The 14,665-nt window shown below is 36.7% G+C and carries 13 protein-coding genes and 1 pseudogene; 4 read left to right on the forward strand and 10 right to left on the reverse strand.

The annotated features are described in order from the left end of the window. Positions 1 to 442: 442 nt before the first annotated feature. The 3 genes from ASU00_RS21335 to ASU00_RS21340 all read right to left on the reverse strand — a co-directional run bounded on the left by ASU00_RS21335 (position 443) and on the right by ASU00_RS21340 (position 2,333). Positions 443 to 1,321, reverse strand: a complete 879-nt coding sequence (locus tag ASU00_RS21335) for an aldose 1-epimerase family protein (RefSeq protein ID WP_057915478.1) — start codon at positions 1,319 to 1,321, stop codon at positions 443 to 445. Positions 1,322 to 1,578: 257 nt separating this feature from the next. Then, positions 1,579 to 1,755, reverse strand: a complete 177-nt coding sequence (locus ASU00_RS25560) for a 6-phosphogluconolactonase (RefSeq protein ID WP_161809767.1) — start codon at positions 1,753 to 1,755, stop codon at positions 1,579 to 1,581. 98 nt (positions 1,756 to 1,853) lie between these two features. Next, positions 1,854 to 2,333: a hypothetical protein gene (locus ASU00_RS21340; protein ID WP_057915489.1), complete on the reverse strand. Its 480-nt coding sequence runs from the start codon at positions 2,331 to 2,333 to the stop codon at positions 1,854 to 1,856. Positions 2,334 to 2,866: 533 nt separating this feature from the next. On the opposite strand from ASU00_RS21340, the gene licT reads away from it, so the two are divergent. From licT to ASU00_RS21360, 4 genes and pseudogenes are all read left to right on the forward strand, one after another. After that, positions 2,867 to 3,709, forward strand: a complete 843-nt coding sequence (licT, locus tag ASU00_RS21345) for a BglG family transcription antiterminator LicT (protein ID WP_057915479.1) — start codon at positions 2,867 to 2,869, stop codon at positions 3,707 to 3,709. A 118-nt stretch (positions 3,710 to 3,827) separates the two neighbouring features. Next, positions 3,828 to 5,693, forward strand: coding sequence for a beta-glucoside-specific PTS transporter subunit IIABC (locus ASU00_RS21350; RefSeq protein WP_057915480.1), 1,866 nt, complete (start codon positions 3,828 to 3,830; stop codon positions 5,691 to 5,693). Positions 5,694 to 5,716: 23 nt separating this feature from the next. Then, entirely contained in the window at positions 5,717 to 7,174 is a 1,458-nt protein-coding gene (locus tag ASU00_RS21355) for a glycoside hydrolase family 1 protein (protein ID WP_057915481.1), read from the forward strand. Positions 7,175 to 7,478: 304 nt separating this feature from the next. Then, a pseudogene (locus tag ASU00_RS21360) lies at positions 7,479 to 7,724 on the forward strand (recombinase family protein); the annotation flags it as partial. A gap of 250 nt (positions 7,725 to 7,974) precedes the next feature. Here the strand turns inward: ASU00_RS21360 and ASU00_RS21365 are convergent. From ASU00_RS21365 to ASU00_RS21395, 7 genes are all read right to left on the reverse strand, one after another. Further along, entirely contained in the window at positions 7,975 to 8,241 is a 267-nt protein-coding gene (locus tag ASU00_RS21365) for a phosphocarrier protein HPr (RefSeq protein WP_057915482.1), read from the reverse strand. A gap of 189 nt (positions 8,242 to 8,430) precedes the next feature. Beyond that, positions 8,431 to 9,069 carry a P-loop nucleotide/nucleoside kinase family protein gene (locus tag ASU00_RS21370; RefSeq protein ID WP_057915483.1) on the reverse strand — a complete coding sequence of 213 codons (639 nt, stop codon included), beginning with the start codon at positions 9,067 to 9,069 and terminating at the stop codon, positions 8,431 to 8,433. A gap of 116 nt (positions 9,070 to 9,185) precedes the next feature. Next, positions 9,186 to 10,052 carry a class II fructose-bisphosphate aldolase gene (locus ASU00_RS21375; protein WP_057915484.1) on the reverse strand — a complete coding sequence of 289 codons (867 nt, stop codon included), beginning with the start codon at positions 10,050 to 10,052 and terminating at the stop codon, positions 9,186 to 9,188. 42 nt (positions 10,053 to 10,094) lie between these two features. After that, complete coding sequence (locus ASU00_RS21380; protein WP_057915485.1) at positions 10,095 to 10,493, reverse strand: hypothetical protein; 399 nt, start codon at positions 10,491 to 10,493, stop codon at positions 10,095 to 10,097. 30 nt (positions 10,494 to 10,523) lie between these two features. Then, positions 10,524 to 11,813 (reverse strand): PTS sugar transporter subunit IIC, encoded by a 1,290-nt coding sequence (locus ASU00_RS21385; protein WP_057915490.1) that lies wholly within the window; start codon positions 11,811 to 11,813, stop codon positions 10,524 to 10,526. Positions 11,814 to 11,850: 37 nt separating this feature from the next. Then, positions 11,851 to 12,159, reverse strand: coding sequence for a PTS sugar transporter subunit IIB (locus ASU00_RS21390; RefSeq protein ID WP_057915486.1), 309 nt, complete (start codon positions 12,157 to 12,159; stop codon positions 11,851 to 11,853). A 69-nt stretch (positions 12,160 to 12,228) separates the two neighbouring features. After that, positions 12,229 to 14,337, reverse strand: coding sequence for a BglG family transcription antiterminator (locus tag ASU00_RS21395; protein ID WP_057915487.1), 2,109 nt, complete (start codon positions 14,335 to 14,337; stop codon positions 12,229 to 12,231). Between the last annotated feature and the right edge of the window lie 328 nt (positions 14,338 to 14,665).

The following is a 14,665-nucleotide window of genomic DNA, read 5'->3' on the forward strand; positions in this document are numbered from 1 at the left end:
AGTAATGGTTGCTGCTTTGGCTACACTTGGGGCTAACCCCTTAATAGTTGCCTGGTTAAAGCTGATTAAACCAACACATAAAACCATGAAAACAAGACATAGTACTTTATTTAGTTTTGTCATAAAAAACACCTCAATTTCAGAGTATATTTTTCAACAAAAAATGTCACTGGTATATTGTACTATTTAATAGACCTTCAACTGTTGTTAATTTGTTTGGACACCAATTATAGTATTAGATATTTACGGTTATTGTTGTTCCGTAACTTTACTATTTTCAGAGATTTGATGAAAAATTTTAGTTATTTACAAAATGCGGATTAATTTTTGCTGTATATTGCACAAGAAAAGGAGCTGCTGATCAGCTCCCGAAATTGAAGTAAAGCACTATTTATTGAGAAGTTTAGCCTTATTGTCATTACCGATTCTTTTCTTTCTGCCTTTAAATGAACTTTATTTCATACTCAGCCTGGAACGTTTCTCCAGCTCCAAGTCGATTCACTCCGAATTTCTCCTTCAAGTTCCCAGAAGTATCATGCGTGTCCGCAATGCCGTACCACGGCTCAATGCAAACAAACGGTGCCATGGTACCCTCTGTCTGGTCATGTTTTGACCAGATCCCAACAAAAGGAAAGTCAGTGTGTGTTACTTCCACGCCATGACCCGTTTTATTAGAAGTTAATGTAGTGCAATCAATATTGCTGTACACGAGCGCATCATTTGCAAATAAAGACTTAGTGAGCGGTATCGTTTCATTATTGTTAATAGCAGCTTTTTCATGGATAAGAGAATCTTTTAACTCGTATTCAAGCGCATCCTTATTGTTAACTGAGGCGATCTTAAGACTGTAGTCATTTATCGTTTCATTTTCCAAAAGCGGAATTCTGAATGCCGGATGCGCTCCAATGGAAAAATACATCTCTTCCATATTTTTATTTTCTATCTTCCAACGAACGCTGAGTGAATCCTCGTTAAGTGCATATTCGATAGTGGCTTTGAATTCGTAAGGATACACATCGATAAAACGTCCAGCAGACTCAAACACAAATGAAACGTGATCTGTTGTCAGCTTTTCCACAGTGAATTCAACGTCTCGCAGAAAACCATGCTGTGACATCTTGTAGGTCTGGCCATCTAGTTGATACTGATCTTCCTTTAACCGCCCTACGATCGGAAATAAAACCGGAGACACACGGCCCCAGTAGGTGCTATCCCCTGTCCACATGTAGTTTAGTTCATTTTTTTTGTGCTTCACTTCACGTACTTCTGCACCGTTGCTCACAATTCCTACCTTTAACCAATCATTTTGGATTACAATCATGTCTTATACCTCTAATCTTTCTGAATTTTGAACATCATAAACCAAAATGGCTGGAAAACGCCATTCAAATTATTGAACGGCGTTTTCTCCAATTATGGTGCATATACATGCACGTTTAAAATGCGATGCTGTCGAAAGTCGAGCATGTATTCATTCATTATCTACCATTGTATAAATTTATTCGCTCATATACAATTCCTCAACCTCTTTTTAAGGCTTTTGCAGGATAATGGGATCGGTCAACTCAGCCACTTTTTTTATAATGAGACAATTTCAGCAGCTTCTTCATCAAGTAATAAAAAAGAATTTTGGTGTTTTTTTAGAATAGTTCCTGGTAGCTTTGTTGTAACATCGTTTTCAATTAGTTTTTTTACTATTTCGCTCTTTTTACTGCCATTTACTTGGAGCATCACTAATAAAAAAGCTGATTGCAAAAGCCCTTCAAGGCGCTCGTGTAATAGCTTTTTGATTTAACGGTATTCCATGAGCAAAGCCCATTCACGAGTCAAACGATATCTTCTGGATGAGGAATTCATAACCCAGCCTCGTTTTTCAAATAGACGACACTTTTGCTTCTTTCCACTTGAAAATTTAGATCATCCTCAATATTAAGCACATTACTAGTCCCTTTATCATTGTTAGATTCAAAAGATATCCCATATCCATTGTTTTCAGGATACCCATATAAATAGCAGACTACTTTTCCATCTTTCAGAAAAACTATTTGATTCATACCTTCATTTACAGTTTCACTAATGGCATCCCATTTATAACCGACCGTTTCATATATATCCTCTTTCGGAGCATATGGAGTAAAGGAATATACTTCATCCCATTCGAACGGTGTTACATCTTGCAAGTTTATTGTTTCAACGGAATGTCCAATTGCTAACACTTCTTCGTTTAACAACTTTTCGTTCACGTCCCATATATCCTTCTTTAACAGATTCAAGAGGATAGCTATACATATTATACCGAATGCAATGAACACGATTGTCTTGTTAAATTTCAATTTGATCTGCAACCTTCCCAACTGAAATGACCACCTCAAACATACCAAACATTACCAAATATAGTTCGGTTTTTCAAATAAAAAAGCCTGGTTGAAATCAATCCAAGCAGGCCATTCTTGCTAGACTTATGAAAATCCCCCATACCACCTTTCACCCCTTAAGTTGGCAGCAGACAATATTCCTGTCCCTTTTGAGATATTTCTACTCTCTCTTCCCGTAACTTACTTAAAGCAGGCTCTTCATAAATTCCACACTCATTTTTAACGTATAAATCCATTTCATTTGAGATTCTTTTTTATAGGGGCCATGATAGTTTCTTTTCGCCATGAATATATCAGATTGACTATTTCGTAAGCTTCTATTGCGAAAGTAACCGTTATCATATACAATAAAATTATAAAATTCTCAGAGGATTGTTACTGTCCGGCAGGCAAAACCTGGATTAATTCAAGTTACGGAAGGGAAACCTGTCTGTAATTTGTATTGATCCAGGTTTTTTCATTTCAAATTATTGAAGGAAAAGTGATAATTTATGGAAATCAAAAAAATATTTAATAATAATGTCGCTTTAACAGAGGATTCCAACCACACCGAGATGGTTGTCATGGGAAGAGGGCTCTCCTTCCAGAAAAAGGTTGGCGACCAGATTGATCCAGAAAAAATCGAAAAAACCTTTATCACCCCTTCTAAAGACTTCGCTGACAAATTATCTGATTTGCTCGATGAGATTCCATATGAAATGATGGAGCTCTCAAAAGATATTATTGAGATGGTAAATCGGGACCTGCACACAGAGTTGAATGATCCACTTTATTTAACATTATCCGATCATCTTCACTTTGCCGTCACAAGAACAAAGAACGGGGTACAGATAAAGAATGCACTAATGTGGGAAGTGCAAAAGTTCTACAAAGCTGAATACCATGCTGCTCTTAAAGCATTGAATATGATAAAGGCGAAAACAGGAGTAAGCATGCCTGAGGATGAAGCTGCATCCATTGCCTTACATCTTTTCAATGCACGTCAGGATAGCTCTGGTATGGAAGAGACAATGGCGATGACGAATATCGTCAATGATGTGACCAATATCGTTAAGTATCATTACGGTTTTGATTTTAATGAAGAAACGATGAATTACATCCGGTTTATCACCCATCTGCGTTATTTCGCCTACAGGATGTTGCGCGGTGAGTTCAATCACGACAATAATGATGGCTTATATCAGCAAGTGAAGCAGCAATATCCGCAAGCCTACGAATGTACGAAGAAAGTGCAAGCTTATTTGAAAAAGCAATTTAAAATGGAAATGACCACTGATGAGTTAGCCTATTTTATAATCCATATCCAGAGGGTTTCAAATCGGGAAAAAAAATAATACATTCCTAAAGGATTGTTACTGTTTGGCAGGCAAAACCTGGGGAGAATACAAAATAGATGTACATCTATTTGTGTTCTTTTCAGGTTATTTTTATTTTATAAAAGGAGAGGAAACAATGGATAACAAACAGTTAGGCAATCGAATCGTTCAGTTGGTAGGCGGCGAAGAAAATATCAATTCTCTCGTCCATTGTGCAACACGATTAAGGTTCAAGCTGAATGATCGTCAAAAAGCTGACAAAGAAGGATTAAGGAATATCCCGGATGTTCTTACCGTAGTAGAAAAAGGCGGGCAACTTCAGGTTGTAATTGGGAATAAAGTAGGAAAAGTGTATACAGAGATCATGAATGACAACCATATTCATAATGAAGATTCTGCCACTGAAAATGAAAACAATGAAAAGGTAGGCGTCATGGCTAAAAGCTTTGAATATATATCCGGGACATTTTCTCCATTGATGCCCGCACTGGCAGGAGCGGGCATGATCAAAGCGCTGCTTGCAATCCTTAATATTTTGAATCTAATTGATATAAATGGAACAACCTATGCTGTATTGAATGCAGCATCAAGTGGTGTCTTTTATTTCCTGCCAATCTTTGTAGCTATTTCCGCCGCTAAGAAATTGAATGCAAACCCGTTTGTTGGCGGCGCCATTGCGGCAGGCTTAATTGACCCCAATTTCACAGCCCTTCTAAACGCTGATGGGCAAGTAAGTTTCATGAATATTCCTCTGATCGTCACGGATTATTCATCAACAGTTTTTCCCTTGTTAATTGCGATGGCTGTCTATGCTCCTTTAGAACGCTTCGTTAAAAAACGCACACCGGATACAATTCAATTGTTCTTTGTTCCAATGGTGGGTATTTTGGTCATGGTTCCATTAACGGCCTTAGTGTTCGGACCGTTTGCACAATACATTAGTTTAGCGATTGGGGCTGCCGTTACTTACTTGGTAGCTAAATCAGCAATCTTGACCGGTATCATCATTGCCTGCATTTGGCCAATCTTGGTCATCTTGGGTGTGCATTGGGGCGTCGTACCGATCATGATCGATAATTTCTCACGTGGCGGAGATATAATTGGACCCATTACAGCTGCCTCTACATTTGCACAGATGGGGATCGCCTTTGGTATCTTCTTACGCGCTAGGAAAAATAAAGAATTACGTTCCCTTTCATTTGCGGCTACGTTATCTGGCTTGTTCGCAGGGGTAACGGAACCGATTCTTTACGGGATAATATTAAGATATAAAAAGTTTTTACCATTATTATTAATAGCTGGTTCGATTGGCGGCGCCATTGTCGCAACATTCAATGTAAGGTTATTTGGATTTGCTTTCAATAGTCTTCTGACCATCCCGGCCTACTCACCGACTATCGGCTATATTTTCGGAATTGGCGCTTCTTTCCTCACAGCAACCATTTTAGCGTTCATTTTTGGTACAGAAGGGAAGAAACAGGCTACCGCCGATAAAGCTGAAAAAGCGACAGAAGACAAATCCTCTCAAACAGTGGCTGTCCCGGACAAAATCTATGAATTATCTGCACCATTAAAAGGTGAGCTGATACCTTTGGAAAACGTGGATGATGCCGTATTTTCTAGCGGTGCAATGGGTAAGGGAGTGGCAATCGAACCGGCTGAGGGAATAGTTTCATCACCATTTGATGGAAAGATAGTGACACTATTTCCAACAAAACATGCAATTGGCTTGATCAGTGAGGATGGGGTTGAAGTATTGATTCATATCGGACTTGATACAGTTCAATTAGGCGGAAAGTATTTTGATGCACATGTCGAAGCTGGTTCAGCCGTTAAAAAAGGAGATAAACTGGTAACCTTCGATATTAAAAGTATTACAGAGGCTGGATATAAAACTACAACACCTGTGATCATCACTAACACAGCCGAGTATTTAGATGTTGTACCAACAAAATCAAGACCCGTTACTTTAGAAGAAACAATATTAACTATTGTAAAATAATCAAACCAAAAGGAGCGTTCACTATGACACAATTCGAAGCAAAATTCCCAAAAAACTTTTATTGGGGCGGCGCAACTGCCGCCAACCAAATTGAAGGCGGATTTGATGAAGGTGGTAAAGGTTTATCTGCTGCCGACTTTGTTGAATATATTCCTAAAGATCAAAGAACAAAAGATAATGCAATGGAAATCACCTCTGAACAAATTCGAAAAGCACTAAGTGGTGAATCGACGGCACGTTATCCTAAACGTGAAGGCATTGATTTCTATCATCACTATAAAGAAGATATCGCTTTACTTGCTGAGATGGGCTTTACGGCATTCAGGCTTTCCATCCATTGGGCAAGGATTTTCCCTAATGGCTACGATGAAGTGCCAAATGAGGCAGGTTTACAATTTTACGACAATGTATTTGCTGAATTAAAGAAATATAATATTGAGCCAATCGTTACATTATCTCATTATGAAACACCTTATGGCTTGACGGAAAAATATAATGGCTGGGTTGGCCGTGAGGTAATCAAGCATTTTGTACATTATGCAGAAACGGTTTTTACTCGTTACAAAGATAAGGTGCAATATTGGATTTCATTTAACGAAATCAATATGATTACCATCAGTCCTTTTACCGGCGGAGGCGTCATATCAGATAAGGAAGCAAACTCCATGCAAGCAAGATATCAAGGATTGCACCACCAATTTGTCGCAAGTGCGCTTGCCACAAAAAAATTACATGAAATTATCCATGATGGAAAAATGGGGTGCATGCTGGCAAGAATGAGCCATTATCCAAACACACCCAATCCTGCAGATGTTTTAAAAGCGCAAAAGGATAATCAGGAAAATCTATTCTTTACAGATGTCCATGTTCGTGGTGAATATCCTAAATATATGGATCGTTTCTTTATTGAAAACAAAATTGAAATTATCAAAGAGACTGGGGACGACGAGATCCTTAAGCAGCATCCAGTAGATTACATCACCATTAGTTATTACATGTCCATGTTATCCTCGGCTTCCCCAGAAGGAGAGCGGACTGAAGGAAACTTAATGAATTCACTAAAGAATCCTTATTTAGATGCATCCGAATGGGGATGGCAAATTGATCCGATTGGACTGCGTGTCGTATTGAATGATATGTATGACCGTTATCAAGTGCCAATCTTCATGGTTGAAAATGGTTTAGGTGCCTATGATAAGGTCGAAGAAGACGGCTCCATCCATGATCACTATCGTATTGATTACTTAAGAAAACATATTGAACAAATGAAAGAAGCTGTTGGAGATGGTGTCGAATTAATGGGTTACTTGGCCTGGGGACCTATCGACTTAGTTTCCATGTCAACAAGTGAGATGTCGAAACGGTACGGCTTCATATATGTCGATAAAGATGACGAAGGCAATGGAAGTTTAGAAAGAAGCCGTAAAGATTCATTCTACTGGTATAAAAAAATGATCGAAAGTAATGGTTCCGTATTATAAATACGAATTTCGATTGTGTGCTGCCCCTCCCCTCCCAATCCCTAAGCGGAAGCTTGCTGCCCGAGGTAAGCATTAAAGAAATATAGACCAAGGTGTTAGACGCTTGAAGAAAAACAAGCGTTTAACACCTTTTTTCTTTTGATCACATGATCTATAGTGATACAACTTACCTTCTTCTTCAATATTGTTTCCAATGAGTATGACAAGTCTCAATGTCATAACTTTTAGACACGTTCGTTTAAGTACACTTTTACGAACGTTTTTGGTAGAATTATAGGGAGGAAAGTAGAAAAAGGAGAAAAAAATGGATGTTCGTAAATTTGGTTACATACGAGTTAGTAGCAAAGATCAAAATGAAGTTCGGCAGTTAGAAGCGATAAAAAAATTAGGCGTTGATCCACGTGATATTTTTTCGGACAAACAAAGTGGTAAAGATTTCAATCGGGCCCAGTACCAATTACTAAAACGTGTGGTCCGTAAAGGAGATATTCTTTACATTCATTCTCTTGATCGTTTCGGTCGGAACAAAGAGGAGATTCTACAAGAGTGGGTTTTTCCAGCATTTGTCCAATGTTTTTAAATGAAGATTTCATTCTAGGCGGATGACAGTGAAGGAAATATATGAGGCGACTGGGACTTCGGGTGCCACTTTGTATCGCTCAATTAAATAAGAGCAAACCCATTAACGATTTGCTCCAGAGAAATATTTTTATTAAAGGAATGCCTTTGATTTAGCTGAATTTATTATTCGCATTTTCCATTCAGGGGAGAATTTTAGATTATCGAATTTGAAACTGATTTTATACACCTAGGCCTTCTGTTTTCATCAGTTCATCAATATTAGATAGCGCTTGTTCTGCATCATCGCCTTGAGCAATTATTTTAATTGTTTCTCCCTGCGGGATTTCTAGCGACATTACACCCAAAATTGATTTTAAGTCTACCTGTTTTCCTTTATACTCAAGGATCGCATCTGAAGAAAATGGCTTAACCACATTAACTAATAAGGTCGCAGGTCTTGCATGAATTCCAGAATCGCTAATTATTGAATATATTTTTTCAACCATTTTTATTCCTCCATCTTTAAAAAACTCTTTTATTTTATAAGTGAAGAAATTCGATAATTCTCTTACTTTGTCAGGACATTCTCTACAGTAAAATCGTATCCTTCAAGCCCTTAGATTCTGCACCAAGGGTTATATGCTCAAAGAGATGAATAATATTAATGAGATTAAAAAGCCCCTAAGTTTTGGATTTTAAAATTCTTTGCTAGTTCCAGAAATGCACATTTTAATGTACCCCAGTCTTATATCTTCCAACAACATAGAATAATTCACTTTTGTATAATCTGATACATCCACTTCATATAAAGTTCCTAATTCAAACGTGTCATATCCTCTCGTTGTACATCTTTTTATAAATTCCTCATAATTCAATAAGTTATCTGCAATACTTCTATCAGCTAACAGATCCCCTTTTTTGTAGGAAGTTACGATATGACTCAAATGCCTTGTCGGATCCAAATCTCTCTTTTTTTGTCGTTCAAACAATACATCTAAATCTGCAATTAACCGAATAGTAACAACCTCATAACTATATCTTTTTACTAATTGCTGAATTTGAGGCTTTTGTTTTTGACTAAAAGGATAATCAGACATAATATTGCTACCTATTTGTATTTGCTGTTCCATTATTTCAAAGTACTTCGCCCATGCTATCTTTTCTATCCTCTGCTTTTCTTCTAGATTACGATAACCATACATATCACAATAATATTCTTTCAAGTCATCCTGAGAAAGATTATAAAATGACCCTAATTTACTATTGATGATATTACTTAAGTAGGTTTTTCCTGTTCCTGGTAAACCTGCTAATAAGATTAAGACTTTATCCATCTTACCACCTCATCATCTAACGAATAAAGAAAGAGTACCAGGAATTCCTAGTACTCTCTTTATTAGCCACATCTTCTCCAACCCTTATGAAAAAGACTAATGAACTTTTTTTGTCATTATTTTACTTGGAGGGTACTGTCTTCTTTATTCATGAAGATTCCAATTTTATGTTTGACAATTTCTTTTACAGCCTGATTACATGGAATAATATTATGTCGTAATGATTTCGTTACTTTTGTTTCTCCGAATGTTTCTTTCGCTGTTTTCGTCCATGTTACTAGCAACTCAGTACCTACATTAAATTTACGAATCCCGTTATTAATTAATTCATGTACATCCATTTCATTAACACCTGTACCCCCATGAATAACTAAAGGTACATCTACTACAGCGTTGATTTCTTTTAATAGTGGTAGATTTACTTCTGTTTTAGATTTATATTGACCATGATTAGTACCAATGGCAATGGCCAAAGCATCTACCCCTGTTGCTTTAACAAACTCTTCTGCATCTTTTGGGTCAGTATAAACCTTATCATTCTCATCTACATGAATCCCTTCTTCAGTACCGCCAATAGTCCCTAGTTCGCCCTCTACTGAAACACCATATTTGTGTGCATATTCTACTACTGCTCTTGTTTTCATAATGTTCTCTTTGAATGGTAAATGAGAACCATCAAACATCACTGATGTATATCCTTTATGGATTGCCTCTTTAATATCATCAAAATCCCTTGCATGGTCTAAATGCAATACCACATCTACCATTTCATTTGTGGCCATCGTTTTACATATAGCAACAATATTTTCATGACCAATGTATTTCGCAGTATCTATACTTGTTTGAATAATAATTGGTGCTCCTTGCTCTTTTGCTGCACGGATCATATCAGGTAACATCTCTAAATTATGTGCATTAAATGAACCAACTGTATAATTCAATTCTTCAGCCCTAAGTGTTACTTCTTTTAATGTTGTATACATGATCAATTACTCTCCCTTTATACTAATCTTTTATTTTCTTCCTTATCGAACACCACGCGTAACCTCTTTAGAAACTTGCATCATTTGATCCATTTTCTTTAGATATATCTGTAATAATTCTTCATTATTCACTTTTGCTGCTTCTGCACGCTTCTTGTTATAAAGTTTTAATAAAGTTTTGTAACCATTACCTAATGACTTTTTGGCCTGAATACTTTTTTCTAACGAATCAATAGCATGATCTTCTTCACCAAGTTCATTAAATGCTAAGCCAATCTCCTCATAAATTTTTGCTTGTTTTTCTCCAGCTGCTTGATTTACTTCTGCTTTTTTAAAGGAAATGGTACGTAATAACTCTTCTTTTCGTTCAACTGTTAACAATACCTCTTCAGTTGTTTCTTTTTTCGGTTCTTTAGGTTTTTTCTTTCCAAATCCAAACATTACTTGCGCCTCCTTTTCTCTACCTACATCCTAGAAAGCTTTTAAAAGTGGACCAATGAGCCATGCATATAGTAAAGCAGCTGTTACTGTATCAACATCTGTTGCTGTTGCATTGACAAACCCCATAGAATTGAATGTCGTTACTAATAGTGCTGGTAATAATGTAATGAAGAAACCATGTACAACACCACCAATAATTGCTCCACGAATACCACCTGTTAAGTTACCAAATATACCGGCGGTACCCCCCGCGAAGAAAGCTGTAAGCATACCTGGTAAGATCATCGCCAACCCGAAGACAGGTAATACAAACATTGCAATAATCGAACCTATAGTAGTTGTGATAAACCCTACAATGACTGCATTAGGGCTAAATGGAAATAGGACTGGACAATCTAATGCAGGTATTGCATTTGGGACCAACCGCATGGCAATCCCTCTAAAAGCCGGAACAATTTCACCTAGTAATAAGCGAACTCCTGCTAATAATACATACACTCCAACTACGAATTGGATAGATTGTAAGAACGCAAACATTAAATAATTGGTATCTCCTGATAATGTAGAAGCGAACTTTTCACCTGCAAACGCTGCTGTAATAATATAAAGAGGAGTCATTACCACCATCAAAGATAGATAGGTATCTTGTAAGAATTCAAATTGAGCTGGTAATTTCAAATCTTCAACAGATTTTTTCTTTTCGCCTTTTCCCCCAACTAGTTTCGCTACACCTGCTTCAAACACATACCCAACCGTACAAAAGTGTCCTAAAGCAATATCATCCATACCAGTAATCTTACGAACAAATGGTTGTGCAATCGCGGGCATAGCTACCGCAAATACGCCCCCAATGAAACCGCCTACTAAAATCAATGCAACACCACGTAAACCTGCAAAGTAACCAAATACTGTTGTCATAGTAGCCATCCAAAGAATTGCCTGACCAGTTAAAAAGATGTATTTCCATTTAGTGAACCGTGCAATGATAATATTAAAAACAAAGATAGCTAAGAAAGTTAGTGCGATATCACGACCCAATCCTAACTCATTCATTGCTTGGCCATTAATAGCTTCAATCGAAGGAATAATCCCTTGCATATGGAAACCTTCTGTAAAAATATGACCGAAATAGACTAAACTACCAACAATAATGCTAGACCCTGCTGACAATACCATAAACCCTAACATCGTCTTTAAAGAACCAGAAATAACTTGCCCTGTTGATTTCTTTTGCAAAATTAACCCCAACATAGCAATCAACGCGATTGTGACAGATGCCTGTGTCAAAATATTCTCGATAATAAAGTTAACTACACTCATTTTTTCCCACCCCATCTCTAGCTATCTCTATTTATTTTTAAGCTAAAACGCCTTTTTCCCTTAATACCGGGGTGATTTTTTCTTCAATCTCTGCCTTAGATACAATATTTCTCAAATAAACAATCGTCGTTTGTTTAGGATCAACTGAAAATTTCTCGAATTGGGATTTGAAATTCTGTGCCGTAATAATTATATCGGGGTTTACTGAAACAGCAGACGAGATATCACTATGATCTAGCTTGGCGTTCACACCTAACTTGCTTAATACATCCTCTGCCGACATTTGACAAGCAAAACTGCTTCCTAAACCTGCTCCACATACAAATAAGATATTTACTTTTTTCATTTCGCTCTCTCCTCATTTTTCAATTTTGGGGATATATATTTATCAATTGCTTTTAAAACTTTTACTTCCTCACTCCACCACTTCACTACCATATAAAACTTGATTAAACATGTTTACATCTTGTGCTGTAATTAACAAGTCTAATTTCTCTTCATCATTAATTAACTCAATCAGATTTTTCATCACATTTAGATGCGAATAAGAATCTACTGCGGCTAGACAAAAAACAATTTTCACCGGATCATTATCCGGATTTCCAAAATTAATTGGTTCCTTTAACGTCATGACACTAATGCCTAATTTGTTTACTCCATCTTCCGGCCTTGCGTGTGCTAACGCTAAATGCTTCCCTACTACTATATAAGGCCCATACTCTTCAACAGATTTAATCATGGCGTTTATATATCGCTCTTCAATGACCTCTTCTGTTAACAATACCTGGGCAGATTTCGTAATCGCCTCTTTCCAGTCTTTACATTCTTGCTTTAGTAGAATGTTGGAATCCCTCAAAATATCCTGCAACATCGGCTGTATCTCCCTTGTATTAATTTTTAAATGATGTTCTTTAAAAGTATCTTCTACTTTGTGATAGCTTTCCTTTGTTACCTTACCGCCACTTTCTACAATTAACATCAAAATATCCTGCATTAGCTGTGTGGCATCTAACTTATTGGAAACGATCCTTCTCTTATTCTTATTTTTGAGTAAAAAATCTTTAATTTCCTTCTTGTCACTTTCTCTTAATATTGGATTAAGCAATAATACAGGTTTTCTTGGATAATCAATTGAAATGGTCGTAAAAATTAAATCAACATCCAGCTTGTCAATAAAGGCTAATTCATACGAACTCAATATCGCAACAATCTCGATATTGAAATGCTCTTTCAAATTCGCAGCCAACAGCTTTCCAGTTGAAATCCCATGATTACAAAGCACAACCGCCTGATAAACATATTGTTCTTTCTGTTTAATCTGGCTGGCAGACGTTGAAAAATAAACGGTCAAAAACCCGATCTCATCTTCTGATAATGTTTTTTTGATGTAGTCCTCTATTTGCTTACTAAAGCAAGTGACTGCCTGATAAATCTCGGCATAGGACTCCTTAATGGTGTCTTTCAACGGATTAAATACCTGTAAATCGTTCTTCACCCTGCTTAATAACCCTGTGATATGCCTATACAAACCTTCATACAAATCTTCTTCTCTCTGAGAAAAGGGGATTCTGGTTACTTTTTCTACATGCTCAATTAATTGAATAGTTAATAATTGTGCGGTAACCCAATCGAATGAATTATTCATATCTTTTGGATTAAACGATTCGATTGTAAAGGTAGTATATTTAATTTCATTTAATGATGGATATAAACCAAACTCCATACAGATGGAATCGACAAAATTTCTGACAGGATCTTCTTTTATTTCGGCTCTAACTTTGGCTAATTCCCTAAGGGTATTTCCTTCTTGCAACCGCCTTACCCATATACCTAAAAAAAGAATGCTTTGATTCCGGTATACATGATTAATCTCTACTCTGGACTTTTCAAAGACTTCGTCATAATGTTCTCCAATGCCCCTCAATGCATTTGTATCCAAATAATCAAGAACAAATTGATCTGTAAAATTATATACTGTATCTATATCTCGGTACTCCATTAGTTTAGCAATATCTGTCATACTGTTAATCACATCGTATAACATAGTGCGTATTGTTCGTTCATCCCCTTTTAATACAATACCTTGCTTCGTTAAACTCACTACAGAAATACCATATTCCTTTAAAAACTGACGAAGTCTTCTCATATCCTCATCCAATGTACTTTTCGATACCTGCAGTTTTTCTTCCATTTCAAAGAGCATTGTCGTTCTTGTGGTATCGGCAATATCTAAAAGTAAGGCAAGAAAACGTTCATTGGGCCGATAATAATCTGTTTCTCTGTCATCACCAATTTTGGACAGGAGCTTTTCGCGATCCACATCAGTTAGGTCTAGCTTCAACCCTTTTCCTCTTGTCGTCGTAATTGATGGATAGTTATTTTCCGTCAGATATTTATTAATCAGGAACAATTCGTTTCGAAAAGTACGCTCACTAATATTGAACTCTTTACTTAATTCCTCACAAGTCAAAAAGGTATTTACTGTCAAAAATCTGGTAAGTACTCGTTGAGTCCGTTCTTTCATGATAGTAACTCCTTTCATAATTTTATTATAAGTCGAAATATTCAAATAGTTTAGTGCATCTTATTGCAACTTCAATTTGCAAAAATGTAAGCGTTAACACTTTTAATCAAACTATAAATCAAATATCCATCGAAAAAAGATGTAACTCTTATAGGGGTACAGACACATACCCATCAAGCTAACACCAATGAGTACTTAAAGTAGATCCATTTTTACAAGACAATCGTTCATACCACTAAAGAAAGATCTGCCAAATAAGTAGAGTGACCCAGTAAAGTGAGACAAGGAAAAAACACCCCTTGAGTCGTATTAGTTATCTAAACGATTT

It is taken from the genome of Peribacillus muralis, from assembly GCF_001439925.1.
GTDB classification, from domain to species: domain Bacteria; phylum Bacillota; class Bacilli; order Bacillales; family DSM-1321; genus Peribacillus; species Peribacillus muralis.